A 25,056-nucleotide genomic window follows, 5' to 3' on the forward strand; every position below is an offset into this window, starting at 1 on the left:
GCCGCGGCGGAGGCGCTGGCGCGCGCCGAAGGGCTCGGAGGAGGACGGAGGATCATGAGGCGCTTGGCACGGAGCATTCCGGCGGTCCGCCCGCGGCCCGCCATCGCGGCCCTGCTGGCGGCCGGCGCGCTGGGCGTCGTCGCCGGCTGCGGCAGCAACGACTCGTCCACGTCGCCGGCGACGGGTGCGTCGACGAGCGCGGCGAGCACCGCCGCATCCACCGCGGCGCCGACGACGGCCGAGGCGCCGGCGAGCACGACGCCGGCAGCGGGCGGCAGCTCGCAGTCGGTCACCGACTACGCCGCCTACGTCGGCGGCAGCGGCAAGGCGGACGCGGGCAAGTCGCCGGTGTACGTCGGCTGGGTCAACCAGGAGGGCGGGCAGCAGACGATCGGCGCCGCCGCGACCGACGGCGCGGACCTCGCCGTCCAGGCCGTCAACGACATGTACGGCGGCATCGACGGGCACCCGCTCAAGCTGAAGAAGTGCTTCATCAAGAGCGCCGAGGAGGAGGGCACGAGCTGCGCCCAGAAGCTCGGCAACGATCCGGACGTGAAGCTCGTCGTGATGGGCGGCGTGGCGATCGGGATCCAGGCGTTCTACTCGTCGATCGACAAGCCGGTGATCACCGGCGTCGCGGTCACGCCGGTGGACGGCGCGCAGAAGAACGCGACCGTCCTGTTCGGCGACGCGACCCACGTGCTCGGGCCGTTCGGCACCTATGCGCGCGACGTCCTCGGGGCGAAGACCGCCGCGCTGGTCTACCCGAACATCTCCGGCATCACCGACGGCGCCGCGGCGCTGCAGAAGGGGCTGCAGGACGCCGGCATCACGGTCAAGCGGGTCGGCTACTCGCAGGGCCAGACCGACCTCATCGGACCGCTGACGGCCGCGGGGGCGCAGAACGCCGACATCGTCATCCCGTACAGCGATGCCTCCGGCTGCGTCAACCAGGCCAAGGCGCTCAAGCAGCTCGGCATCACGGACAACAAGAAGATCGTGTCCGCCCCGCTGTGCCTGAACCCGACGGTGTCCGAGGGCCTCGGCGGCGACTATCCGATCTGGACGTACGCGATCGCCAGCTCGCTGTACGGCGACCCGACGGACCCCGGCATGAAGCCGTACATGGCGCTGACGGAGAAGTACAAGGTCAAGACGGCGCCGGACCCGTGGGTCATCGTCTCGTTCGGGACCATGCTCACGGCGGCGAAGATCCTCAACCAGGTGGGGCCGGACAAGGCGACGACGGCCGCGATCGTGGACGCCGCGCATTCGTTCAAGGGCCCCGTGGCGCTGGGCGCCCCGTCGCTGCAGTGCGGCAAGGACCCGAAGGCCCCGGCGATCTGCAACGACCAGACCCAGTTCTTCACGTACAACGGGAAGAACGACTTCAAGAAGGCGGCGCCGTGGTCACGGCCGCCCAGCTGATGCTAGGGGTGCCGACGCCGGCCCGCGGCATCCAAGGTGGGTTTGCAGCGTCTGCCGGCGGGAGGCGGGCCCCCGTGGGATCACACTAGATGCAGCAGCTCCTGCTGTTCGTCCTGCTGGGCCTCGGTTCGGGGGCGCTCATCGCCGGCATCGCGCTGGCGGTGGTGCTCACGTACCGGGGCTCCGGGATCATCAACCTGGCCACCGGCAGCATCGCGATGCTGTCGGGGTACTGCTACTGGGCGCTGAAGACCGGTGCGGTCGGCTCCGGGATGTCGACCACGCCGGCGCTCGTCCTGACGTTCGTCTACACGCTGCTCATCGGCGCCGCGATGGAGCTCATCGCGTTCCGCCCGTTGCGCAACGCCTCGCCGCTGGCGAAGCTCGTCTCCTCGCTGGGCGTGCTGCTCATCGCCCAGGCGTCGATGCTCCTCGCGTTCGGCACCACCCAGAAGCCGCAGCCGCCGATCCTGCCCAGCGGCGTCGTCACGGTCTTCGGCACGACGGTGCCGGTCGACCGCTTCATCCTCGCCGGCATCGTCGTCGCCGTGACGATCCTGCTCGCCGCCGTCTACCGCTGGAGCCGGTTCGGCCTGGCCACCCGCGCCGCGTCCGAGAACGAGGTCTTCGCCCTCCTCGCCGGCTTGTCGGCGAACCGCCTGTCGATGGTGAACACGCTGCTGGCGAGCGTCGTGGCGGGGTCCATCGGCGTCCTCGCCGCGTCGATCACCCAGCTGGACTCGATCTCGCTGCCGCTCCAGGTCGTCCCCGCGCTCGCCGCCGCGCTGCTCGCGCGGCTGACCTCGTTCGCGATCGCGGCCGCCGCCGGCTTCGGCATCGGGATCATCAACTCGCTGCTCGACTACTTCTCGAACCAGAGCTGGTACCCGACCGACAACGGCGTGCCGCTCCCGGGCGTGAAGGAGCTCATCGCCTTTCTGATCATCATCACGGCGATGTTCCTGCGCGGCGCGTCGCTGCCGGGCCGCGGCGAGCTCATCGAGCAGCGGCTGCCGTTCGTGCCGCGGCCCGAACGGCTGGCGGCGCCGGCGGTCACCGCGTCGATCGTGTGCGCGGCGGCGTTCGTCGTGCTGCCGTTCGACTTCCGCCAAGCGCTGATCAACACACTCATCGGGATCGTGATGGCGCTGTCCCTCGTGGTCATCACGGGGTTCGTCGGCCAGATATCCGTCGTCCAGCTGAGCCTCGCCGGGGTCTCCGGCTTCACGGTGTCGCACCTCGCGGTCGACGCCGGCATCGGCTTCCCGCTGGCGCCGCTGGCGGGCGCCGGGCTGGCGGTGCTGCTCGGCGTGCTGACGGCCGTCTCGGCGCTGCGCGTGCGCGGCGTGGCGCTCGCGGTGGTCACGCTCGGTGCCGCGGTGGCGATCGTCAACTTCGGCTTCATCAACTCGACGTGGGGCGGCGGTGACACGGGCTCGCCGGTGCCCGAGCCGCACCTGTTCGGCCTCGACCTGGGTCCGCGCTCGGCGTTCCACGGGCTCGACGGCGGGCTGCCCAGCCCGGTGTTCGGCTGGGTCGTGCTGGCGGTGACCGTCGCCCTGTGCCTGTTCGTCGCGTCGCTGCGGCGGGGGGACTTCGGCCAGCGGATGCTGGCGGTGCGATCCAACGAGCGCGCCGCATCGGCCGCCGCCGTGGACGTGCGGACCGTCAAGCTCGTCGCATTCTCGATCAGCGCCGGCATCGCCGGGATCGCGGGGGCGCTGTACGCCTACAACTTCGGGTCGGTCAGCGCGGAGCGGTTCGGGGCGCTGACCGCGCTCGCGCTCATCGCGTTCGCCTACGCGGGCGGGATCACGCTGGTGTCCGGCGCCGTGTTCGCCGGGCTGATCTCGACCGAGGCGATCGTCCCGCACGCCATGGACAAGTGGCTGGGGATCAACGGCAACTGGTTCCTGCTGTTCGGCGGCGTGATCCTGATCTTCACGCTGATCCAGCATCCCGAGGGCGTCGCCGGGGCCTTCTACAAGTGGCTGCACCGGCGGCGCCGGCCGACCCGAGCCGATGCGCCCGGCCGCGTCCGGCCCGAAGCGCAGGTGGAGCGATGAGCGCGGTGCTGGAGACCGCGGGCCTGTCGGTGCGCTTCGGCGGCGTGCATGCGCTCAGCGACGTCGCGCTGACCGTCGGCGAGGGCCGGCTCGTCGGGCTGATCGGCCCCAACGGTGCCGGCAAGACGACCTTCGTCGACGCGATCTGCGGCTTCGTCCGCTGCAGCGGGCGGATCGAGCTCGACGGCCGCTCGCTCACCGGCCGCTCGCCACACGAGCGGGCGCGCCTCGGCCTCGCGCGCACCTGGCAGGCCAGCGAGCTGTTCGACGATCTCACCGTGCGCGAGAACCTCAACGTCGCGGCGCGCCGCCCGAGCGCCTGGACGGTGGTGCGGGAGCTGTTCCGGTCCTCCCCGGAGAGCGCGCCGCCGGTCGACGAGGCGCTTGAGACGGTCGACCTCGAATGGGCCGCGGACGCGATGCCGACCGACCTGTCGCAGGGGCAGCGCAAGCTCGTCGGCGTGGCCCGCGGGATCGCCATGGGGCCGCGCATCCTGTGCCTCGACGAGCCGGCGGCGGGGCTCGACACGACCGAGAGCGCGGACCTGGGCCGCCGGCTGCGCGCGATGGCCGACCAGGGCCGCTCGATGCTGCTCATCGACCACGACATGGGGCTCGTGCTCGGGATCTGCGACCACATCTTCGTGCTCGAGTTCGGCAGGCTGATCGCCGCCGGGCCGCCGGACGAGGTGCGCCGCGACCCGGGGGTCGTGGCCGCCTACCTGGGCAGCGGCGCCGGCGAGCGGAGCGACGAGGGAGAGCCCGCATGACCGAGGCGGTGCTGTCGATCGAACGGCTGGCCGCCGGCTACGAAGGGGCGCCGGTGGTGCGCGATCTGGACCTCACCGTCGGTCGCGGCGAGGTGATCGCGCTGCTCGGCGCCAACGGAGCCGGCAAGACGACGACGCTGCGCGCCATCTCGGGCATCGTCCGTCCGCTGGACGGGCGCCTCACCGTCGACGGTCAGGATCTGCGCAAGGTCTCGATCAGCGGGCGCGCGCGCATGGGCATCGCCCACGTTCCCGAGTCGCGCGGGGTCTTCTTCGGGCTGACCGTCGCCGAGCACTTCCGCCTCGGCCACCGCGGCGAGCGCCTCGACAGCGACGCCGCGTACCGCTACTTCCCGGCGCTGGCCGAGCTGCAGGACCGCCGCTGCGGGCTGCTGTCGGGTGGCGAGCAGCAGATGCTCGCGGTCGCGCGCGCCCTGGCCCGTCACCCGCGCCTGCTGCTGCTCGACGAGCTCAGCCTCGGGCTCGCCCCGCTCATCGTCGAACGCCTCCTGCCCGTCGTGCGCCGGTACGCGGACGACAGCGGGTGCGGGGTCCTGCTGGTCGAGCAGCACGTCCAGCTCGCGCTGACCGTCGCCGACCGCGGCTACGTCCTCTCGCACGGGCGCGTCGTGCTCCACGACGACGCGGCGGCGCTGCGGTCCAACCACGAGCTGCTGATGGCGAGCTACTTCGGCGAGCACGGCGAGGCGGCGTGAGCCGGCCGACGATCCGCATCCCGTGCACGCACGTCGGCAGCCTCGTCCGGCCGGACGAGCTCGTCGCGCACATGCGCCGCATCGACGCGGGGCGGCCCGGCGACGAGGACGCCTACGCGTCCTGCCTGCGCGACAGCGTGCACGAGGTCGTCCGCCGCCAGCGCGACGCCGGGATCGACATCGTCAGCGACGGCGAGTTCGGCAAGTCGTCCTGGAACCACTACGTGTACCGCCGCCTCGAGGGCTTCGAGATCCGTCCGGCGCCCGCGACGAGCATGCGCCGCGAGGAGCGCTTCCGCTGCGACGACCCGACGATCCCCACCGACTGGGCGCGCTTCCCCGACTTCTACGCCGAGTACTTCGCCAGGGAGCAGGGCGACTACGAGGAGCCGGGCGGCATCTGGGCGTGCACGGGGCCGGTCCGCTACACGGGCCACGCCGCGATCGCCCGCGACATCGCCAACCTCTCGGCGGCGATGGACGCGGCCGGCGTGGAGGACGGATTCCTGCCGGCCGTCGCGCCCGCGAGCTGCTTTCCCGTCCTCATCGACGAGCACTACGGGGGCGAGCAGGCGGCGCTGATGGGGATCGCCGAGGCGCTGCGCGAGGAGTACCGGGCGATCGTCGACGCGGGCCTGATGCTCCAGGTCGACGACGCGTTCATCCCGTTCATGTACGACGTGCTCGTCCCGCCGGGAACGCTCGCCGACCATCACGCCTGGGCGCGGCCGCGGATCGCGGCGCTCAACCACGCGCTGGAAGGCATCCCGCCCGAGCGCGTGCGCTACCACGTCTGCTGGGGCAGCTGGAACGGGCCGCACACGAACGACATCCCGCTGCGCGACGTGCTGGACCTCATGTTCTCAGTGAACGCCGGCACGTACCTGTTCGAGGCGGCCAACCCGCGCCACGAGCACGAGTGGCGCGTGTGGGAGGACGTCGCACTGCCGGAGGGCAGGCGCATCGCGCCGGGGGTCATCTCGCACGCGACGAACGTCGTCGAGCACCCGGAGCTCGTCGCGGAACGCCTGGCGCGGATCGCCCAGCTCGTCGGCCCGGAGAACGTCGAGGCCTCGACCGACTGCGGCTTCGCCCAGGGTCCGTACCTGCGGCGCACGCACCCGACGATCCAGTGGGCGAAGCTGCGCGCGCTGGCCGAAGGCGCCGCGCTGGCATCGCGGATGCTCACCGCGGTGAGGCTGTGACCGGCCGCTGTCGCTCTGCGTCGCGATAGCATCCACCCACGAGAGAGAGGGGTCGGGTTTGGCCGTCGTCGTCGACACGGAGACCGCGCCGCCACGCGAGCGCTTCGACCTGTGGACCGAGGCTTCGCTGCAGGTCTTCGAGCCCATCGCCGTCGAGCTGCGCGACGAGCGCCAGCGCCGCGCCGACCCGCCGTTCGCCGCCCGCCTCCTGCGCTACGAGCTCGGTCCGGTGACGCTCTACCGCATGTGGTCCGACGCGTCGCTCGTGCGGCGCACCCTGCCGCTGATCCGCGCCGACGACCCCGAGCTCATCCACTGCATGGTGCTCACGCGCGGGCGCTGCGCGGTCGCGCAGGAGGACCGCTCGGACGTCGCGGGCCCGAACGAGCTCATCAGCTGGCAGTCGTCGGCGCCGTTCGAGATCGAGTCGCTGACCTCGTTCGACGGCGTGATCGTCGAAGTGCCGTCGCTGCTGATGGGCGCGCACGTCGACCGCGTCTGCCGGCGCACCGCCCAATGCATCGACGGCGAGGCCGGCATGGGCAAGCTGGTGCGCCACTATTTCGTCGAGCTGCAGGCGGGCCTCGAGGACGGCACCCTCGCCGAGAACGACCCGCAGGTCGCCGAGAGCGTCGTCGACCTCGTCCGCACGATCTACCTGCGGCCGTCGACGGTGGGCGCCCAGGTCAGCACGGCGGACATGCTGCGCACCCAGATCAAGGCGTTCATCGACGCGAACCTCACCGACCCGGCGTTGTCGCCGGAGGCCATCGCCCGCCGCCACTACATCTCGCGCAGCTACCTCGACAAGCTGTTCGCCGCCGAGGGCACGAGCGTGTGGGAGTCCATCAAGGCCAAGCGGCTGGACCGCTGCCGGCGCGACCTGCTCGACCCGGCGATGGACGGCGAATCGATCTTCGAGATCGCCCTGCGCTGGGGGTTCGTCAGCGCGCCGCACTTCAGCCGCGCGTTCCGTGCCACGTACGGCGTCTCCCCGCGCGACTTCCGCGCGACGTTCCGCGCGCCGTCGTAGGCCCCCGCGGGGTGCGGTCAGGCAAGCGCTTGTACGCAGAGCGGCAAGCGACGCGAGGCGCCCGCGTCTACGTTCGAGGACGTTGCGGCGGCCGACCGAGGAGTGAACATGGACCGCATCCTGACGACCCACACCGGGAGCCTGATCCGGCCCCCCGACCTGCTGGCGTTCCTCGGCAAGATGGAGCTGGGCGAGCCCTTCGACCAGGCCGAGTACGAGCGGACCCTGCGCGCCGCGGTCGACCACGTGGTGCGCCGCCAGGTCGAGGCGGGCGTCGACGTCGTCAGCGACGGCGAGATGGGCAAGTCGACCTGGATCACGTACCTCTACGAGCGCCTCAGGGGGCTCGAGTCGCGGATGGTTCCGCTGGAGAGCACGAGCATCCTGCCGCCGAGCCGCGACCGCCAGGCGTTCCCCGGCTTCTACGCCGAGCACGACGCCCAGTTCGACAAGGCCAACCGCGAGAGCCTGGGCGCCGCGGGCGCGGCCGACGTCATCGAGGACGAGGCGGGCGAGCCGGAGGGCAAGGTCTGGGTCTGCACCGGGCCGCTCTCCTACGACGAGACCGCGCTGCAGCGCGACATCGCCAACCTGCGCGGCGCGCTCGAGGGGCTCGAGGTCCAGGACGCGTTCCTGCCGGCGGTCGCGCCCGCCAGCGCCTACTGGCTGCGCAACGAGCACTACGCCACCGACGAGGAGTTCGTCTTCGCGCTCGCCGACGCGATGGCGGTCGAGTACCGGGCGATCGTCGACTCCGGCTTCATGCTGCAGGTCGACGACGCCGTGCTCATGCACGAGTGCGACTCGATCCTCTCGCTCGGCGGCTCGTTCGAGGACTACCGGCGCTGGGCCGAGCTGCGCGTCGACGCGCTCAACCACGCGCTCACGGGCCTGCCCGAGGACCGGGTCCGCTACCACGTCTGCTGGGGCAGCTGGCACGGCCCGCACGCCTACGACCCGCCGCTGCGCGACGTCGTCGACCTCGTCCTGCGCGTGAAGGCGGGCGCGTACGCGATCGAGCAGGCCAACCCGCGCCACGAGCACGAGTGGCGCATCTGGGAGGACGTCGCGCTGCCCGAGGGCAAGAAGCTCATCCCCGGCGTGGTGACCCACCACACGAACGTGGTCGAGCATCCCGAGCTCATCGCCGAGCGGCTCAAGCGGCTGGCCGGGCTCGTCGGCCGCGAGAACGTCATCGGCGGCACCGACTGCGGCTTCGCGCAGGGCGCGTTCCTGCAGCGCACGCACCCGGAGATCCAGTGGGCCAAGCTCGAGGCGCTCGCGGAGGGCGCGCGCATCGCGACCGGGCAGCTGTGGGCGGGCGCGCGCGGGTCAGCCGCCGTCTGACGGCCATGTGCGGCGCAGCTCGCGCCGCAGCAGCTTGCCGGTCGGCGTGCGCGGGAGCTCGCCGCTGACGAACCGGATCTGCTTGGGGACCTTGTAGCCGGCGAGCCGGGCGCGGCAGTGCGCGGCGAGCTCGTCGGCGGACACGGCGCCGTCGTCTCCGACGACGACCACGGCCGCGACCGCCTCGCCCCACGTGCGGTCCGGCACGCCGATCACGCCCGCCTCGCGCACCGCCGGGTGCTCGCCGATGACGTGCTCGACCTCGCTGGGGAAGACGTTCTCGCCGCCCGTGACGATCTTGTCGTTGCGCCGGTCGACGAGGTACAGGTAGCCCTGCTCGTCGCGGTAGCCGAGGTCGCCCGTGTGCATGAAGCCGCCGCGCAGCGCCTCCGCGGTCGCGTCCGGGTTGCGCCAGTAGCCGCTCATCATCGCCGGGCTGCGCGCCAGCACCTCGCCGATCTCGCCGGGGCCGACGTCGCGGTCCTCCTCGTCGACGAGGCGCGGGACGCTGAGCGCGAAGCTGCGCCCCACCGATCCGAGCAGATGCGGCAGCCGGTCGGGATCGTGCTCGTGCGGGGCGAGCGCCGAGATGCCGGTCGACTCGGTGCTGCCGTAGCCGTTGACGAACTCGCAGCCCCAGGTGGCCAGCGCCTCGCGCAGCAGTGCCGGCGCCATCGGGGCCGCGCCGTAGAGGATGCGCTGCAGCGAGCCGCCGGCCCGCTCGTCCCAGCGGTCGAGCACCATCTGGGCCATCGCCGGCACGAGCTGGCAGTGCGTCGCGCGGGTGCGCCCGAGCGTCTCGACGAACTCGGCCGGGTCGAAGCGCCGGCTCTGCACGAGCGTCCCGCCGAGGTAGGTGCACGAGGTCCCGACCTGCGAGCCGATGTGAAACAGCGGCGTGACGGCGAGGAACGTGGCGTACGGGTGGGCGCCGAGCTCGTGGCCCATCGCGATGGTCCCGGCATGGACGGCGCGGTTGGAGAGCATCACGCCCTTCGGGCGCCCGGTCGTCCCGCTCGTGTAGCTGATCTGGCAGATCGCCTCGGGCGCGAAGCCCGACGGTGCGGGCAGCGGCGTCGCCGCGGCGGTGCTCGCGCCGTAGGACTCCGGGCCCTCGGATGCGGGCGCGCCGATGCGCAACAGGGCGGGCACCGGCATCCGCGCGCCCAGCTCCGCGAACTCCGGGCCGGCGACGAGCAGGTCGGGCTCGCAGTCCTCGAGCATCGCCGCCAGCTCGGCCTCGGCCAGCCGGTAGTTGAGCGGGACGAGGATCACGCCGGCGCGCTGCGCGCCGACGCGGATCTCCAGCCACTCGAGCTCGTTGAGCATCAGCGTCGCCACGCGCCGGCCGGGGGCGATCCCGCGGGCGCGCAGGACCGCGGCGAAGCGTGACGCGCGGTCGGAGACCTCGGCGAAGGTCAGCGTCGTGCCGTCGAGGTCGACCGCGGGCTTGTCGGGAAACCGCCGGGTGGCGTGGCCGATGAGGTCGGGCACCATCGCGCCCGACAGGTCCAGGCCCTCCGTGCCGGCGCCGGCGTCCATCGTCGCGGCGAATCTGGCAAACGCGCGCGGGCGCCCGGAGTCGGCCCGCGCGAACTCCCGCCGTTCAGGGGGTGACCCGCCACCCTTCGGTGTTCTGACGCGCGGCGTTGACCGGCGGACCGGCCCGGAGCAGGGTCGGCGCCGGATCGACGAGGGGAGAGAGACGTGATCGAGATCGGGATCTTCGACACGGGGGCGCTGGACCTGCCCTTCAAGGAGGGCGCCGACGGCATCCGCGTGACCGACGGAACGCTGAAGGACGTCCAGGCCGCGACCGCCGAGATGATGAAGGCGTCGATCCGCCGCATGGTGCTCGCCGACCAGCTCGGCTACGACATCTACTGGCTGGTCGAGCACCACTTCAACATCGAGGGCATGGAGATCAGCCCGAACCCGCTGCAGGTGCAGTCCGCGGCGGCGATGCTGACGAACCGGATCCGCCTCGGTCAGCTGGCGAACATCGTGACCTGGCATCACCCGCTGCGCCTGGCGGAGCAGGTGGCGCTGCTGGACGTCCTGAGCGGCGGTCGGGTCGAGTGCGGCCTCGGGCGCGGATATCAGCCGCGTGAGACCGAGGTCTTCGGGCAGTCGCTGGGCTCGACGACCCAGGATCAGGAGCGCAACCGGTCCTTCTTCGACGAGGCGTTCACCATCGTCAAGAAGGCGTGGACGGAGCAGTCGTTCTCGCACCACGGGGAGTTCTTCTCGGTCCCCCCGACGTGGGCGAAGTGGAACCACTCGCAGACCATCGCTCAGCTGGGCCGTGAGGGCTTCCCGGACCTCGAGGACGTCCTCGACATCGGGCCGCCGGACCTGTACTCGGGCGGCATGCCGGTCGTCGCGACCACCACGCGGCTGAAGCAGCTGTCCGTGCTGCCGCAGCCGGTGCAGAAGCCCTACCCGCCGCTGTGGGAGGGCATCACGAGCAACCGCTCGTGCCAGTGGGCGGCGCGCAACGGCGTCAACGGCAACTTCTTCTACGAGTCGGCGGCGAAGATCCGCGAGAAGATCGGGATCTACATGGAGGAGGCGGCCAAGCACGACTGGCCGGACCGCCTCGGCCGCGGCGAGTTCAAGCCGGGGTGGGACGGGGAGCGGCGCCGCGGGCTCATCGCCTCGCGCGTGATCCACGTCCAGGAGGGCAGCGTCGGCAACCTCAAGAAGGCTGGCGAGGGCGAGATGGCGCTGTGGGACTTCTATTCGCCGTTCGGGTTCTCCGGGGTGCTCGGCGATCCGGGCGAGCCGTTCGATCCGACGATCCCGATCACGCCGGATCTCCTGCGCGAGCGCGACGTGATCTTCCAGGGCAGCAAGCAGCGCGTCCTGGAGGGCATCCTCAAGCTCCGCGAGGACGCCTACGGCGGCGGCGACATGTGCCTGAACCTGCGCTTCGAGTCAGCGGGCATGTCGCACGAGGAGGTCGAGGAGCAGTACTGGTTCTTCGCCGAGGAGATCCTGCCCGAGCTGCGCCGCGAGTGCGGGGGCGGCCCGGAGCATCCCGTCGTCGAGCAGAGCTACGCGCCGCTGCTCGCCGACCGCCTGGCGTCCGAGGCCTCGGTCGCCTGACGGATCGCGCCGTCGGCGAGCAGCGCGGCGACCGTCGCGTCGTCCACGCCCCAGCGGGCCAGCACCTCGGTCGTGTGCTCGCCCGGCCGGGGCGGCGGGGTCGGCGGCGCGGCCGGCGTCTCGCTGAACCGCGGCGCCGGGCTCGGCTGCATGACGCCGCCGACCTCCTGGAACGTGCCGCGCGCGGCGTTGTGGGGGTGCGCGGCGACCTCGGCCATGTCGAGGACCGGCGCGGCGCAGACCTCGGTGCCGAGGAAGAGCTGCTCCCACTGTGCGCGCGTGCGGGTGCGGAACTCGGCCGCGAGGCGCTCGCGCAGCGCCGGCCACGAGGCGGGGTCGAACTGGGCGGCGGGGTCGACGTCGTCGAGCCCCATCCGCTCGAGCATCGCCGCGTGGAACTGGGGCTCGAGCCCGCCGACCGCGACGTGGCCGTCGGCGGCCTCGTAGACGGCGTAGAACGGCACGCCGCCGTCGAGCAGGTTCGCCTCGCGCTCGAGCGTCCACGTGCCGGCGCCGTGGAGCCCGTGGATGAGGGTCATCAGCAGCGCGGACCCGTCGGTCATCGCGGCGTCGACGACCTGTCCGATCCCGGTGGACCGGGCCTGCAGGACGCCGGCCAGCACGCCGACGGCGAGCAGCATCCCGCCGCCGCCGAAGTCGCCGACGAGGTTCAGCGGCACGGCGGGCCGCTGCGGCGGCCCGATCGCCGACAGGGCGCCGGACAGCGCGATGTACGTGATGTCGTGGCCGGGCATGCGGGCGTACGGGCCGTCCTGTCCCCAGCCGGTCATGCGCCCGTAGACGAGCGCCGGGTTGCGGGCCAGGCACGGCTCGGGGCCGACGCCAAGGCGCTCGGCGACCCCCGGGCGCAGCCCCTCGATGAGCGCGTCGGCGCGGTCGACGAGATCGAGGACGATCCCGACGCCGCGCGGATGCTTGAGGTCGACGGCGATCGAGGGCCGGCTGCGGTTCAGCGCGTCGGCGCCCGTGGCCGGCGGCCCGTCGACGTCGGCGGGGCGGTCGACGCGGACGACCTCCGCGCCGAGGTCGGCGAGGACCATGGCGCAGAACGGCCCGGGACCGATCCCGGCGAGCTCGACCACGCGTATGCCGTGAAGCGGCCCCCCGCGTCGCCCGGGCCCGCTCATCCCGTCGGCTTCCGCGTGCCCCACATCGCGCCGCCGTCGATCACGACCGTCGCGCCGGTCACGTAGCTCGACGCGTCGCTGGCCAGGTACAGCGCGAGGCCGACGATCTCGTCGGGCTGCCCGCCGCGCTCGAGCGGGAAGTCGGCGGCGATCTTCGCGAACGTCTCCATGTCCCATGCGCGCGACACGTCGGTGAGGAACGTCCCGGGCGCGATCGCGTTGACGCGGACCGTCGGCCCGAACGCCCCGGCGAACGCCTCGGTCATCGCGTTGAGGCCCGCCTTGGCCGCGCCGTAGGGCATGAGCGCCCAGTGCGGCCGCAGCGACGCGGTGCTCGACACGTTGATGATCGACCCGCCGTCGCCGGCCGCCATCCGCGTGCCCACCACCGACGCCAGCCGGAACGGCCCCTTGAGGTTCAGCGCGACCACCTTGTCGAAGAGCTCCTCGCCGAGGGTGTCCAGCGACTCGAACAGCGGCGACATCCCCGCATTGTTCACCAGGACATCCACGCGGCCGAAGTGCTCGTAGGCGCGATCGGCCAGCGCGTCGAGCTCGTCCCAGCGCCCGGCGTGAGCCGCGACCGGCAGCGCCTCGCGGCCGAGCGCCCGGACCTCCTCGGCCACCGCCTCGCACGCGTCGAGCTTGCGCGAGGAGATCACCACGTCGGCGCCCGCCTGCGCGAAGGCGAGCACCATCTCGCGACCGAGGCCGCGGCTGCCCCCGGTCACGAGAGCGACGCGTCCGCTGAGGTCGAACAGCTCGGCTGCCGTACGGCTCATCCCTGTCCTCCTGGTGGCCCGTCCCGCAACCATCGACCCGAAATGCGGCGCGGCGCCGCCGACTTCATCCCGATAGTTCCGAGACGAACCACTAGACGGTGAAGGCGCCCCGGACGATGTCATGGGCGCGCCGGGCCATCGTCGGCACCACGGTCTCGTAGCGGCGATGGCTCTCGTGCTCGCTGTCGCCGGCCAGCAGCCGGGCGTAGGAGCCCTCCAGGATGCACACGAGCTTGAAGAGCGCGAGCGCCATGTAGAAGTCGACGTGCTCGACCGGACGGCCGCTGCGCCGCTCGTAGGCGGCGGCGATCTCGGCCCGGGTCGCCATCCCGGGCACGTCGGTGACCGCGCCGATCATGAACACCGGCTCGCCAGGCTCCGACCAGGTCGCCAGCAGCGTGCCGAGGTCGAGCAGCGGGTCGCCGATCGTCGCCATCTCCCAGTCGACGATCGCCACGACGCGGGCCGGCGGTTGCGCCGAGAACATGACGTTGCGCAGGTGGAAGTCGCCGTGCAGGATGCCCGGCTCGCGGTCCGGCGGCCGGTGCTGGGTCAGCCAGCGCGCGACCTCGTCGAGGCCCTCGAGCTCGCGGACGCGGTAGCGCTGCAGCTGCGCGAGCCACCGCGGGACCTGGCGCTCCAGGAAGCCGTCCGGGCGGCCGAAGCCCTCCAGGCCGATCCCCCGCCACGGCACCTCGCCGACGCCGGCCAGCGCCTCGGCGGCGGCGGGGCCGAGCGCGCTCAGCGCCGCCGGATCGCTCGCCCACGGGCCGGGCAGCGGGTCCGAGGGGCTGAAGCCTGCGACGTGCTCCATGACGTAGAAGGGGCGCCCGAGGATCTCCGGATCGGCGCACGCGGCGACCGGGGCGGGATGCGGAACGCCCGTCGCCTCCAGCGCCGCGAGCATCCGGTGCTCGCGCAGCACGTCGTGGGCGGAGGCGTCGTTCTTGATCGCGGGCGGGATCCGCAGGATCCACGCACGGTCGTCCGCCCACACCTCGTACATGAGGTTCGAGTCCCCGGATGCCGCCAGAGGCGTCAGGCGCAGCTCCCCGTCCTGCACGCCCAGGCGCGCCGCGAGCCAGGCGCGCAGGCGCGGGCCACCCGGCGCGTCGCGGCCGGCCGCCGGGGCGTCTCGAGGGTCGTCGGCGACAGCGATGAGGTCAGCCAACCCCGTGGAGCGCCGGCGGAGAAGGGCCGCACGCCGACTTCCCCCCGATCGTCGCCCCATGGCGGGCCCGGATCGGAGATGATGGGTTCCTGAGAACCCCCCGGAGGAGGACCGAATGACGCTGGGCCTGGCGCTCGAAGGAGTCACGCGATGACGAACGTGATCGGCCAGCACGTGCGCCGCAAGGAGGATCCGCGGTTCCTGCGGGGCGAGGGGCGCTACGTCGACAACCTCCCGTTCGAGGGCGGGCTGTACCTGACGTTCGTGCGCTCGCCGCTCGGCCACGCGCGGATCACCGGCATCGACGCCTCGGAGGCGCGCGCGAAGCCCGGCACCCAGGTCTTCACCGCCGAGGACCTCGGGATGGGCGTCAACCCGGTCCTCCCGTTCATCGGCGTGGATCCGGGCATGGGGCGGCCGTTCCTCGCCTCCGAGAAGGTCCGCTTCGCCGGGGACGTCGTCGCCGTGGTGGTGACCGAGACGAAGGCCGCCGGCGAGGACGCCGGGGAGCTCGTCTACGTCGACTACGACCCGCTGCCGGCGGTGACCGACGCGCGCGAAGCGCTGAAGGACGAGACGCTGCTGTTCGAGGACCTCGGCACGAACGTCGCCTCGCGCAAGCCGCCCTCGATGACGGACGAGGAGCTCTTCGACGGCTGCGAGGTCGTCACGGAGGGGACGCTGGTCAGCCAGCGCCTGGCCGTCGCGCCGCTCGAGCCGCGGGCGACGACCGCCGTGTGGGAGGACGGGCGGCTCACCGTGTGGCTGTCGAGCCAGACCCCGCACGCCGACCGCGAGGGCCTGGCGACGGCGCTCGGCCTCGACGCCGAGAACGTGCGCGTGATCGCGCCCGACGTCGGCGGCGGCTTCGGCGGCAAGGGCCTGGCGGTCGAGGACGTGATCACCGCCACGGTGGCGCGCAAGCTCGGCCGGCCGATCCGCTGGGTCGAGACGCGCAGCGAGAATCTCGTCGCGATGCACCAGGGCCGCGCCCAGCGCATCGACTTCAAGATCGGCGGCGGCCGCGACGGCCGCGTGCAGGCCCTGCGCCTCAGCTCGCTCGCCGAGTGCGGCGCCTACCCGGCCATCGGGACGATGCTGCCGAGCTTCACCGCGCTCATGGCCAGCGGCGTCTACAAGATCCCGAAGATCGACGTCGACATCACCGTGGTCGTGTCGAACACGCCGCAGACCGGGCCGCTGCGCGGCGCGGGGCGCCCCGAAGCGACGCAGGTTCTCGAGCGGGCGATCGACGCGTTCGCCGCGGACCTCGAGATGGACCCGGCCGAGCTGCGCCGGGTCAACTTCATCCAGCCCGAGGACTTCCCGTACACCACGGCGTCCGGGGCGACGTACGACATCGGCGACTACGAGGGCGCGCTGGACCTCGCGCTCGAGAAGGCCGGCTACGAGGACCTGCGCGCCGAGCAGCGCCGCCGCCGGGAGGCGGGGGATCCGATGGCGCTCGGCATCGGACTGAGCACGTACGTGGAGATCACCAACGGGCTCGGCGAGGCGGAGTTCGGGGCGGTCGAGATCACCGGCGACGGCGGCGCGATCGTGCGCACCGGCTCGTTCTCCCACGGCCAGGGCCACGAGACGACGTTCGCGATGATCGCGTCCGAGCGGCTCGGCATCCCGATCGAGAAGATCACCGTGCTCAAGGGCGACACCGACGAGGTCGCCCGCGGCACCGGCACGTACGGCTCGAAGTCGACGCAGATCGGCGGCGCGGCGGCCGACAAGGCGTCCGGCGAGGTCGTCGACAAGGCGCGCGAGATCGTCGCCGACCTCATCGAGGCCAGCCCGGACGACGTCGTGCTCGACACGGGCGCCGGGCGGTTCGGCGTGGCCGGCAGCCCCGACGTCGGCATGACGTGGGGCGAGCTCGCGTCGCGGCTCGACGAGGAGCAGCGCCTCGGCGACCTCAAGGTCGAGACCGAGTTCCAGGCGGCGGCGCCCACCTTCCCGTTCGGCGCGCACCTCGCGGTCGTCGAGGTCGACACGGAGACGGGCGCGGTCCGGATGCTGCGCCACATCGCGGTCGACGACGCCGGCACGATCATCAACCCGATCGTCGCCGACGGGCAGGTGCACGGCGGAGTGTTCACGGGCATCGCGCAGGCGCTGTACGAGGAGGTCGCCTACGACGCCGACGGCAACCCGGTCACGGAGACGTTCGTCTCGTACGCGTTCCCGTCGGCGGCGGAGCTGCCGTCGATCGAGCGCGTGGAGATGGTGACGCCCACGCCGATGAACGCGCTCGGCGTCAAGGGCATCGGCGAGTCCGGGACGATCGGCGCGACGCCCGCCGTGCACAACGCGGTCATCGATGCGCTCGCCCCGTTCGGGGTGCGGACGGTCGACATGCCGGCCAACGGCGAGCGGGTCTGGCGCGCGATCCAGGAGGCCGCCGCGACGCCGGTGTAGCACGCCCGAAGCAAACGGCCCACGCGCGCGGCGAACTCGCCTACGCTGCGCGCATGGGCATCCGGCGCGGGCGGCAGGTCGTCACCGGAGTGCTGGGCGGGGGCGCGGCCGCGCTCGCAACCGTCGCGGTCGCGGCAGCCGCGGCGGCCCCCGCCGTCGCGAAGGTCCGCACGGGCTTCGCCGTGCCGGACGCGGGGCGGATCAGCGCCACCGTGTTCCGGATGGACGTCGACCTCGGGCCGAAGGAGAAGGCGCCCCTCACCGCGGGCGCCGAGCCGATCCGGCGCCGCCGGCTCGCGAAGGACGTCGTCCTGGTCGGGACGATCCGACGCGTGCGGCGGCCCGCCGGGAACACGGCGTCCTACGTCGGCGTGGTGGCGCTCGCCCACGCCCGGTCGGGCGGCGACCAGCCCGCGGCGGCCGAGGGGGAGCGGATCTGCTGGCGTCGGCGCCCGGCGGGCGCCGACCCGACCGGCGACGCGCAGGCGATGCTCTTCACCGGCCTTCCGGCGCGCGTGGCCAGCGTCGTCGAGCAGCGCGGGTCGCTCACGCAGCAGGCCGCGCTGCTGAGCACGACGACCGCCGGCGGCCACTGTCGCGAGCCGGACCTGACGGCGAGGCTCCAGCGCGGGCTGTCCGAGCTGCTGGGCGACGACCGGCGCAGCGGGCCGAACTTCAGCTGGTCGGCGACGAGGACGGGGCCGGAGACGTTCGGCGACGCGGTCGTCGACGCCGTGGGCGGCGCGGTGCTCTCCGGGCAGCTGAGCCGCGGTGCGCTGCGCACGATCGAGCGCGAGCTCGGCCGCCGCTTCGGCGTGCGGTTCGGCGCGGGCAGCCTCGACGGCGACCGCGCGCCGGGCGACGAGCCGTCGACCGGGCCCGGCGAGGACACGGGCCAGGACACCGGCGGCGGCGACGCCTCGAGCTCGGCGCCCGGTGCCCCCGGCGTGGAGACCGGCGACGCGCAGGTGCGCTCCGACGCCGCCGCCGCGGACGTCAGCGCCTACGTCAACCCCCACCGCCGCGCGACCGACGCGTTCTTCGAGTACGGCCCGACGGCCGCGTACGGATCCACGGCTCCGCTCACGTCGCCGGCGGCCGGTCTCGACGCGGAGTCCGACTTCGAGCAGCGCGTCCGCTCGATGCTGACGGGGCTCAGCGCGGACACGACCTACCACTTCCGCATCGCGGCGCGCAACGAGCTCGGCACGGCGACCGGCGACGACGCGACGTTCCGCACGCCGCGGCCGCCGGACGCGGTGACCGGCGAGGCGGCGACCGACGATCCGACCGCGGCGCTGCTGAAGGGGACCGTCGACCCGCACGGCGGCGAGGCGGTCGCCGTGTTCGACTACGGGACGACCACGGCCTACGGATCGGTGGCGGGCGCCGCCGGTCCGTACGCGCCCGACGACGCGGGCTCGACGATCGGCAGCGGCGAGGGCGCGGTCGACGTCTCGGCGTCACTCGCCGGCCTCGCGCCGGACACGACCTATCACTACCGCCTGCGCGCGCTCACGCCTTGGGGCACGGCGGTCGCGGCGGACCGCACGTTCACGACGTCCAGCACCGTGACCTACCGCTATGCGCTGTCGGTCAGCGTCGGCGACGGCCGCCACGTGCTCGACGTCCGCCCGGACCCGGCCTGCAGCGGCGGCCCGCCGGCGTGCCAGGAGCTGACGTACAACGGCTCGGCGAGCTCGTCGTTCACCGGCTCGTGGGACGTCGACGTGTTCGTCGACCGCGTGAACGGCGTGGCGCAGCTCACGTTCCCGCGGAGCGGCCTGCCGTTCTACGCGTTCAGCGCGTCGGGGTCGGTCGACCCGATCGACGGCACCGACCGCGGCGGCGCCTTCTCATGCCCCGGCGTGCTGGTCGACCAGTTCAGCGACGGCATGCCGAACGGGTTCGTCCCGTACGGCGCGGGCGCGGACGCCGGCACGCCGGCGCCGGGCGGCCCGCCACAGCCGTACACGACGACCGGCCGCCTGGACGTCCTCATCGGGGCGGGCTCCGCGACCCCGCCGGGCACCGGGTATGCGTGCGGGTCCGGCCGCCCGGCGCAGCTGCACGTCGGCCCGGGCGTCTTCGCCGGCGTCTTCAGCGCCGACTGCACGGCGGATGCGGTCCACGCGATCGAGCTCCCGGCCGACCGTCTCGGCGACGACGTCATCGACCTGACGCAGCCGTTCGCCTACCACGGCTGCTCCGGCGTCGGGATGCCCGGGGTCGCGGCCGGCAGCCTGGACGACGACGTCACCACCGGCACCTACCAGGTCACGCTGACCCGGACGGATTGACCGCGCCCCCAGCGTGGGAAGATCCCGCAGAACACCGACCCGGGAGTGATCGATGGGCTTCGACCAGTACCACGAGCCGCCGGAGGATCTGCCGGCGGCCACGCGCACGTTCGCCCGCATGTGCGCGTCGCTGACCGAGGAGGCCGAGGCGATCGGCTGGTACGCGCAGCGGCTCGCGGTCGAGCCTGACCCGGCCGCGCGCGCGATCATGGAGGACGCCCAGGGCGAGGAGTTCAAGCACTTCGCGATGGATCTCGAGTACCTCCTGCGCCAGACGCCCCGGTGGCGCCAGATCGCCGAGGGCGTGCTCTTCCAGCCCGGCGACATCGTCGCGCACGGCGAGGATGCCGAGGCCGGGTCCGCACCCGACGACGGTGGCGGCGGCGAGGGACCCGGCGACGGCTCGCTCGGGATCGGCAGCCTGCGAGGGGAGGGGTTGTGAGCCATCTGCTGCGCGAGCACGCGCCGATCACGTCAGCCGGGTGGGACGAGATCGACTCAGAGGCCCGCGAACGCCTCGCGCCGAACCTCGCGGCGCGCAAGCTCGTCGACTTCACCGGCCCGCTCGGCTGGGAGCACTCGGCGACGAACCTGGGACGGATCGTGCCGGTCGCCGGCGAGCCGATCGCGGGCGTCGAGGCGGTCCAGCGGCGCGTCCTGCCGCTCGTCGAGCTGCGCGCGCCGTTCACCGTGTCGCGGGCGGAGCTGCGCGACCGCGACCGGGGCGCGGTGGACATCGACCTCGACGCGCTCGACGCCGCGGTGCAGCACCTGGCGATCGCGGAGAACGTGGCGGTGTTCCACGGCCTCGCGAGCGCGGGGATCCAGGGTGTCGCGGAGGCGACGACGCACCCGGACGTCCCGCTCGGCGACGACGACTGGGACCGGTACCCGACCCACGTCGCGCGCGCCGTCGAGATGCTGCTGTCCGTCGGGATCACCGGGCCGTACGGCCTCGCTCTGAGTCCGGACTGCTACACGGGCGTCGTCGAGACCACCGAGCGTGGCGGCTACCCGCTGCTCGACCACCTGCGCAAGATCCTCGGCGGCCCGCTCGTGTGGGCTCCCGGCGTCCGCGGGGCGGTGGTGGTGAGCCTGCGCGGCGGGGACTTCCTGTTCGAGTCCGGGCAGGACCTGTCGGTCGGCTACGACTCGCACGACGCCGACGTCGTGAACCTCTACCTGGAAGAGAGCTTCAGCTTCCGGGTGGCGACGCCGGAGGCCGCGGTCGCGCTGACGATGTGAGCGGAGCCCGCTCCGTGGCGGTCCGCCGCCGCGGAGCGATCTGCTCGCCAGCGGCCACCGGCGGAAGGCTTCCCCACGGATGATCGAGCGATGGCGTCGACGGGCCTGACCGTCGATCGGCTCGACGTCGCCGACGGCGTCGCGGTGCTGCAGCTGCGCGACTGGGGCGAGGACGAGCCGGTCCGCGAGCCCCACCGCCACGACTACCACGAGCTCATCTGGGTGGCGGCGGGCTCGGGCTGCCACCGCATCGATGGCGAGCGCGTGCCGGCCCGTCCCGGCACGGTGATGCTGATCGGCCGCGGCCAGGTGCACGTCTTCGAGGAGGCCCGCGGGCTCGACGCGACCGTCATCCGGTTCCGCGACGAGGTGGTGCTCGAGGGCGCCCCGGGCTGGATGCTCGCCGGGCGCGGCGGTCGCGTCGTCCCGGTCACGGACGCGGACGGCGCGCGGCTGCGCACGCTCGCCGGGATGCTGCGCGCGGAGCTCGAGCGGCCCGCCGACGCCCGCAGCGCGGAGATCGCGCGTCACCTCGTGTCCGTGGCGCTGCTGTGGTTCGAGCGCTGGTACGACGCGACGCGCACCGAGGCGCGCGACGCCGACGACGCGGAGGTCCAGCTGCACCGCCGCTTCGCCCGGCTGCTCGAGACGGACTTCGCCGCCCACCACGACGCGCGCCACTACGCCGACGCGCTCGGCGTGCCGGCCTCCACCCTCTCGCGCGCGCTCACCGATGTCACGGGCCACGGGACGAAGGAGCTCATCCTCGACCGCGTGATGCTCGAGGCGGCGCGCCTGCTGCGCTACACCGAGCGCACCGTCGGCGAGGTCGCCCACCGCGTCGGCTACGGCGACCAGCTCTACTTCTCGCGGGCCTTCAAGCGCCGCTTCGGCGAGTCTCCGCTGGCCTACCGCGCCCTCACGCGCGGAAAGTCCATGCATCGGTGAGGTCGTGCCATTCCCTGGCGAGCCCGCGCGGCGGATCATGTGGTCATGAACCTCGGACCCGCTTCACTGACCATCACGAACCTCGACCGCTCCGTCGCCTTCTACCAGGACGTCATCGGCCTGCAGGTTCACCGCGGCACCGACGCCGGCGCCGTGCTCGGCGCGGGCGCCGCCGACCTGCTCGAGCTCGTCGAGGAGCCGGCCGCCCGCCCCGCGGGCCGTCATGCCGGGCTCTACCACCTCGCCCTGCTGCACGACTCGCGCGAGGAGCTCGCCCGCGCCGTGCAGCGCCTCGTCGTCACCCGCACGCCGATCGACGGCGCCTCCGACCACGGCGTGAGCGAGGCCATCTACCTGCCCGACCCCGATGGCAACGGCCTCGAGCTCTACGCCGACCGCCCCCGCGACCAGTGGCCGCCGCCCGGTCCCGGCGAGCGGGTCGGCATGTACACGCAGCCGCTCGACCTCCAGGCGCTCTATGGGCTGGTCGCCGAGGACGAGCCCGTGCGCCACGCGAGCCCCGGCTTCCGCGTCGGCCACGTCCACCTCCACGTCTCCGACCTCGAGGCGGCCGTCGCCCACTATCAGGACACGCTCGGACTGGAGCTCATGGTCCGCATGCCGAGCGCGGCCTTCCTGTCGTGGGACGGCTACCACCACCACCTCGGCCTGAACACCTGGCGCGGGGTCGGCATCCCGCCCGTCCCGGCCGATGCCGTCGGGCTGCGCCACTTCACGGTCGTCGACCGCGACGGCGAGCCGCGCGAGCTCGCCGACCCGTCCGGCAACCGGGCGCTGGTTCAGGCCTCGTCGCCGGCCAGCCAGGCCATGAGCAGCTTCTCCACCGCCGGGTGATTGAGCAGCGCGAGGTGATCCGCCCCGCCGAGGTGGCGCACGTCGTCGTCGCCGAACCCGGTCCGCCGGCCGCCGCGCCCGCGGCCGTGCGCGGACGGGACGAGCACGAGCGTGTCGCCGAGCACCCGCGCGAGGGCGTGGCGATCGCCGCGCGTCAGCGTGGCGGCGACGGCGTAGTGGCGCGCGCCGTCGTGCAGCGGCGCGTCGAAGCCGGCGCGCAGGTCCTTGATGCCCGAGCTGCGCAGGCCGAGCACGGTCGCGAACGGCGTTGATTCGGGCGCGAGCCGCAGCAGGCGGTCCGCCACGTCGACCGCCTGCTCCAGCGGCGCGCCGTGGTGTGGGGTGCCGAGCGTCACCGTCGTGCGCAGCGCCCTCATCCAGCGGTCTGGGCGCGCGGCGCCGGCGTGGCAGGCCGCGCGGCCAACGAGGCCGCCCATCGAGTGCCCGACGAGGTCGACGCGGCCCACCGTCACCGGCCACGCCGCAGCGAGGCGCTCGAGGAGGCGGGCGAGGCGGCGGCCGTTCTCGGCGATCGGCAGGCCGGTGTTGTAGCGGACGGACACCGGCGTGACGCCGAGGTCGTCGTGCAGGCGCGTGGCGTACGTGCCGCCGCGGCGCGCCGCACGCAGCTTCCACGCGTTCTCGTCCTCGCAGAGCCCGTGGACGAACACGACGATGCGCCCGGTCGCGTCCGGGAACGCCGCGCCCAGGCCGGCCGGTGTGAGCTCGACGTCCTCGCCGTCGTGGCGGATCGCCATCGGCACGGCGAGGGGACTGCACTCCTCCTCGAGCTGGTCGCCCAGGAAGCCGTTGAGCACGGACTGGGCGAGCGCGCCGCGCGGCGTGCCGGACACGCGCCGATCGGCGGCGGTGGCGGCCACGGCGCGGCCGGCCAGATGGGCGCCGCCGCGGACGCCCGAGTACACGGCGCCGGCGACGGCGTCGTGGATGGCGCGGGCCGGACGAGCGCCCGGCGAGCGGAACGACCGGTCGGCGATCGCCTGGTGCACCTCCTCGACGCGCCGCGCGGCACCGGCCAGTCCGCGGCCGGCGAGCGTGGCCAGCGCGGCGGTCTCGGAGTCCACGGGCATGGTGCGATCCCTACACGAATCGGCGCAAGTTCGCCCGCGCGGGTGCGTTGCAGGAGCTGTTCCATCACCGGACGCAGGAGGAGAACCACGTGAAGATGCGCATGAGGGCTGCGATCGTGGCCGCCGCGGGGGTCGCGGCGCTGGCCGCCTCGGCTCCCGCGTTCGCCTGGGCGCCGGCGGCCACCGCCCCGGTCCATCCGGGCGTGCAGACCGACACCGAGGGCGCGCAGTGCACGGCGAACTTCATCTTCCAGGACGCCGGCAACACGTACATCGGGCAGGCGGCGCACTGCTCCGGCACGGGCGCGGCGACCGAGACCGACGGCTGCGACTCCGCGTCGCTGCCGCTCGGCACGAAGGTCACGATCGGCGGCGCGAGCAGGCCCGGGACGCTCGTCTACAACTCGTGGCTGGCGATGCAGTCGGGCGGCGACGCCGATGCCGACACCTGCGCCTACAACGACTTCGCGCTCGTGAGGATCGACCCGGCCGACGTCGCCAAGGTCAACCCGTCGATCCCGTTCTGGGGCGGACCGACCGGGCTCGACACGGCCGGCACGCAGGCCGGCGACAAGGTCCTCTCGTACGGGAACTCGTCGCTGCGCGCCGGGATCACGCAGCTGAGCCCGAAGGAGGGCGCCAGCCTGGGTGACGACGCCGGCGGCTGGACGCACACGGTCTACACGGTGACGCCCGGCATCCCGGGCGACTCGGGGAGCGCGTTCATGGACGGCACCGGCAAGGCGCTCGGCGTGCTGAGCACCGTCGCCATCGCCCCGCTGCCCGCGTCCAACGGGGTCGGCGACCTGGCCAAGGAGATCGCGTACGCCAACGGCAAGGGCGGCCAGTCGATCCACCTGGTCAACGGCACCGAGCCCTTCACGGGGCCGCTGATGCCGCTGTAGCCGGACGCACCCACAAGGTCACGCGAGGGTCCGCCCGCCGTTTGCGAGCGGCCCCTCGTGGTAGCCCAGGGGCATGCCCGCACGCAAAGAGGACGTTCCAAGCACGCTCGAGCGATCGCCGGCGAAGGTGCGGCGCACCTACGAGGAGACGCTCGACAGCGCCCACGAGCAGTACGACAGCGAGGAGCGCGCGCACCGCACGGCGTGGGCCGCGGTCAAGCACGTCGCCGAGAAGAAGGGCGACCACTGGGAGCCCAAGGACGAATACGGCCCGTCCGATGAGCAGGCCGCCCGCGGCGGCGCGTCCGCTCGGCGCGGCGGGGGCGAGACCCACGGCGGCGTGAACGCCGGCAAGACGAAGCAGGAGCTCTACGAGGACGCCAAGGACGCCGGCATCGAGGGCCGCTCGAAGATGGACAAGGACGAGCTCGTCGACGCGCTCGAGCGCTTCAGCCGCCGCGAGACCGCGCGCGCCCGCCGCTGAGTCGCTCGGCGCGCAGCCCGTCCG

The 25,056-nt window shown here is 73.3% G+C and carries 20 protein-coding genes and 1 pseudogene; 16 read left to right on the forward strand and 5 right to left on the reverse strand.

All coding sequences use genetic code 11. The annotated features are described in order from the left end of the window. Positions 1-63 precede the first annotated feature (63 nt). The 7 genes from DSM104329_RS04020 (at position 64) to DSM104329_RS04050 (ending at position 8,565) form a co-directional block, all read left to right on the forward strand. Positions 64-1,428 carry an ABC transporter substrate-binding protein gene (locus DSM104329_RS04020; RefSeq protein ID WP_259314106.1) on the forward strand — a complete coding sequence of 455 codons (1,365 nt, stop codon included), beginning with the start codon at positions 64-66 and terminating at the stop codon, positions 1,426-1,428. An 89-nt stretch (positions 1,429-1,517) separates the two neighbouring features. Beyond that, positions 1,518-3,494, forward strand: a complete 1,977-nt coding sequence (locus tag DSM104329_RS04025) for an ABC transporter permease (RefSeq protein WP_259314107.1) — start codon at positions 1,518-1,520, stop codon at positions 3,492-3,494. Continuing rightward, positions 3,491-4,264 carry an ABC transporter ATP-binding protein gene (locus DSM104329_RS04030; RefSeq protein ID WP_259314108.1) on the forward strand — a complete coding sequence of 258 codons (774 nt, stop codon included), beginning with the start codon at positions 3,491-3,493 and terminating at the stop codon, positions 4,262-4,264. The genes DSM104329_RS04025 and DSM104329_RS04030 overlap by 4 nt, the downstream gene beginning before the upstream one ends. Then, complete coding sequence (locus tag DSM104329_RS04035) at positions 4,261-4,980, forward strand: ABC transporter ATP-binding protein (protein WP_259314109.1); 720 nt, start codon at positions 4,261-4,263, stop codon at positions 4,978-4,980. The genes DSM104329_RS04030 and DSM104329_RS04035 overlap by 4 nt, the downstream gene beginning before the upstream one ends. Then, positions 4,977-6,185 carry a cobalamin-independent methionine synthase II family protein gene (locus DSM104329_RS04040; protein WP_259314110.1) on the forward strand — a complete coding sequence of 403 codons (1,209 nt, stop codon included), beginning with the start codon at positions 4,977-4,979 and terminating at the stop codon, positions 6,183-6,185. The genes DSM104329_RS04035 and DSM104329_RS04040 overlap by 4 nt, the downstream gene beginning before the upstream one ends. 58 nt (positions 6,186-6,243) lie before the next feature. After that, positions 6,244-7,218, forward strand: a complete 975-nt coding sequence (locus DSM104329_RS04045; RefSeq protein ID WP_259314111.1) for a helix-turn-helix domain-containing protein — start codon at positions 6,244-6,246, stop codon at positions 7,216-7,218. Positions 7,219-7,326: 108 nt separating this feature from the next. Next, positions 7,327-8,565: a cobalamin-independent methionine synthase II family protein gene (locus tag DSM104329_RS04050; protein ID WP_259314112.1), complete on the forward strand. Its 1,239-nt coding sequence runs from the start codon at positions 7,327-7,329 to the stop codon at positions 8,563-8,565. On the opposite strand, the gene DSM104329_RS04055 is transcribed toward DSM104329_RS04050, so the two are convergent. After that, entirely contained in the window at positions 8,551-10,107 is a 1,557-nt protein-coding gene (locus tag DSM104329_RS04055; protein WP_259314113.1) for a class I adenylate-forming enzyme family protein, read from the reverse strand. The two genes, DSM104329_RS04050 and DSM104329_RS04055, sit on opposite strands and share 15 nt — an antisense overlap. Before the next feature lie 165 nt (positions 10,108-10,272). Here DSM104329_RS04055 and DSM104329_RS04060 point away from each other — a divergent pair, with 165 nt between their 5' ends. Next, positions 10,273-11,673, forward strand: coding sequence for an LLM class flavin-dependent oxidoreductase (locus DSM104329_RS04060; protein ID WP_259314114.1), 1,401 nt, complete (start codon positions 10,273-10,275; stop codon positions 11,671-11,673). On the opposite strand, the gene DSM104329_RS04065 is transcribed toward DSM104329_RS04060, so the two are convergent. The 3 genes from DSM104329_RS04065 to DSM104329_RS04075 all read right to left on the reverse strand — a co-directional run bounded on the left by DSM104329_RS04065 (position 11,622) and on the right by DSM104329_RS04075 (position 14,774). Beyond that, complete coding sequence (locus DSM104329_RS04065) at positions 11,622-12,821, reverse strand: CaiB/BaiF CoA transferase family protein (protein WP_259314115.1); 1,200 nt, start codon at positions 12,819-12,821, stop codon at positions 11,622-11,624. The two genes, DSM104329_RS04060 and DSM104329_RS04065, sit on opposite strands and share 52 nt — an antisense overlap. After that, complete coding sequence (locus DSM104329_RS04070; protein WP_259314116.1) at positions 12,818-13,603, reverse strand: SDR family NAD(P)-dependent oxidoreductase; 786 nt, start codon at positions 13,601-13,603, stop codon at positions 12,818-12,820. Before DSM104329_RS04070 ends, DSM104329_RS04065 begins: the two co-directional genes overlap by 4 nt. A 91-nt stretch (positions 13,604-13,694) precedes the next feature. Continuing rightward, the gene (locus DSM104329_RS04075) at positions 13,695-14,774 is read right to left on the reverse strand and encodes a phosphotransferase family protein (protein WP_259314117.1); all 1,080 of its coding nucleotides are present in this window, start codon (positions 14,772-14,774) and stop codon (positions 13,695-13,697) included. Positions 14,775-14,924: 150 nt separating this feature from the next. Here DSM104329_RS04075 and DSM104329_RS04080 point away from each other — a divergent pair, with 150 nt between their 5' ends. From DSM104329_RS04080 to DSM104329_RS04105, 6 genes and pseudogenes are all read left to right on the forward strand, one after another. Further along, entirely contained in the window at positions 14,925-17,204 is a 2,280-nt protein-coding gene (locus tag DSM104329_RS04080; RefSeq protein ID WP_259314118.1) for a xanthine dehydrogenase family protein molybdopterin-binding subunit, read from the forward strand. 53 nt (positions 17,205-17,257) lie between these two features. After that, positions 17,258-19,504: a hypothetical protein gene (locus DSM104329_RS04085; RefSeq protein ID WP_259314119.1), complete on the forward strand. Its 2,247-nt coding sequence runs from the start codon at positions 17,258-17,260 to the stop codon at positions 19,502-19,504. Positions 19,505-19,556: 52 nt separating this feature from the next. Then, a pseudogene (locus DSM104329_RS04090) lies at positions 19,557-19,856 on the forward strand (ferritin family protein); the annotation flags it as partial. Positions 19,857-19,942: 86 nt separating this feature from the next. Next, positions 19,943-20,749, forward strand: coding sequence for a family 1 encapsulin nanocompartment shell protein (locus tag DSM104329_RS04095; RefSeq protein WP_259314121.1), 807 nt, complete (start codon positions 19,943-19,945; stop codon positions 20,747-20,749). Positions 20,750-20,839: 90 nt separating this feature from the next. Beyond that, positions 20,840-21,697 (forward strand): helix-turn-helix transcriptional regulator, encoded by an 858-nt coding sequence (locus DSM104329_RS04100; RefSeq protein WP_259314122.1) that lies wholly within the window; start codon positions 20,840-20,842, stop codon positions 21,695-21,697. 45 nt (positions 21,698-21,742) lie between these two features. Next, positions 21,743-22,552, forward strand: a complete 810-nt coding sequence (locus tag DSM104329_RS04105) for a VOC family protein (protein ID WP_259314123.1) — start codon at positions 21,743-21,745, stop codon at positions 22,550-22,552. Here the strand turns inward: DSM104329_RS04105 and DSM104329_RS04110 are convergent. Further along, positions 22,498-23,643 carry an esterase/lipase family protein gene (locus DSM104329_RS04110; RefSeq protein WP_259314124.1) on the reverse strand — a complete coding sequence of 382 codons (1,146 nt, stop codon included), beginning with the start codon at positions 23,641-23,643 and terminating at the stop codon, positions 22,498-22,500. The two genes, DSM104329_RS04105 and DSM104329_RS04110, sit on opposite strands and share 55 nt — an antisense overlap. A gap of 95 nt (positions 23,644-23,738) precedes the next feature. Here DSM104329_RS04110 and DSM104329_RS04115 point away from each other — a divergent pair, with 95 nt between their 5' ends. Together DSM104329_RS04115 and DSM104329_RS04120 are read left to right on the forward strand one after the other, a co-directional pair. After that, entirely contained in the window at positions 23,739-24,548 is an 810-nt protein-coding gene (locus DSM104329_RS04115) for a serine protease (protein WP_259316181.1), read from the forward strand. A gap of 73 nt (positions 24,549-24,621) precedes the next feature. Beyond that, positions 24,622-25,032, forward strand: coding sequence for a ChaB family protein (locus DSM104329_RS04120; protein ID WP_259314125.1), 411 nt, complete (start codon positions 24,622-24,624; stop codon positions 25,030-25,032). The last annotated feature ends 24 nt before the right edge of the window (positions 25,033-25,056 follow it).

Source organism: Capillimicrobium parvum (genome assembly GCF_021172045.1).
GTDB lineage: Bacteria > Actinomycetota > Thermoleophilia > Solirubrobacterales > Solirubrobacteraceae > Capillimicrobium > Capillimicrobium parvum.

What these genes read in the sequence shown, in the direction of transcription:
- DSM104329_RS04025 (WP_259314107.1), top strand. Translation starts at nt 1,518, where the DNA reads ATGCAGCAGCTCCTGCTGTTCGTCCTGCTGGGCCTCGGTTCGGGGGCG.
- DSM104329_RS04030 (WP_259314108.1), top strand. Translation starts at nt 3,491, where the DNA reads ATGAGCGCGGTGCTGGAGACCGCGGGCCTGTCGGTGCGCTTCGGCGGC.
- DSM104329_RS04035 (WP_259314109.1), top strand. Translation starts at nt 4,261, where the DNA reads ATGACCGAGGCGGTGCTGTCGATCGAACGGCTGGCCGCCGGCTACGAA.
- DSM104329_RS04050 (WP_259314112.1), top strand. Translation starts at nt 7,327, where the DNA reads ATGGACCGCATCCTGACGACCCACACCGGGAGCCTGATCCGGCCCCCC.
- DSM104329_RS04055 (WP_259314113.1), bottom strand. Translation starts at nt 10,107, where the DNA reads ATGGACGCCGGCGCCGGCACGGAGGGCCTGGACCTGTCGGGCGCGATG.
- DSM104329_RS04065 (WP_259314115.1), bottom strand. Translation starts at nt 12,821, where the DNA reads ATGAGCGGGCCCGGGCGACGCGGGGGGCCGCTTCACGGCATACGCGTG.
- DSM104329_RS04070 (WP_259314116.1), bottom strand. Translation starts at nt 13,603, where the DNA reads ATGAGCCGTACGGCAGCCGAGCTGTTCGACCTCAGCGGACGCGTCGCT.
- DSM104329_RS04080 (WP_259314118.1), top strand. Translation starts at nt 14,925, where the DNA reads ATGACGAACGTGATCGGCCAGCACGTGCGCCGCAAGGAGGATCCGCGG.
- DSM104329_RS04085 (WP_259314119.1), top strand. Translation starts at nt 17,258, where the DNA reads ATGGGCATCCGGCGCGGGCGGCAGGTCGTCACCGGAGTGCTGGGCGGG.
- DSM104329_RS04100 (WP_259314122.1), top strand. Translation starts at nt 20,840, where the DNA reads ATGGCGTCGACGGGCCTGACCGTCGATCGGCTCGACGTCGCCGACGGC.
- DSM104329_RS04105 (WP_259314123.1), top strand. Translation starts at nt 21,743, where the DNA reads ATGAACCTCGGACCCGCTTCACTGACCATCACGAACCTCGACCGCTCC.
- DSM104329_RS04110 (WP_259314124.1), bottom strand. Translation starts at nt 23,643, where the DNA reads ATGCCCGTGGACTCCGAGACCGCCGCGCTGGCCACGCTCGCCGGCCGC.
- DSM104329_RS04115 (WP_259316181.1), top strand. Translation starts at nt 23,739, where the DNA reads ATGCGCATGAGGGCTGCGATCGTGGCCGCCGCGGGGGTCGCGGCGCTG.
- DSM104329_RS04120 (WP_259314125.1), top strand. Translation starts at nt 24,622, where the DNA reads ATGCCCGCACGCAAAGAGGACGTTCCAAGCACGCTCGAGCGATCGCCG.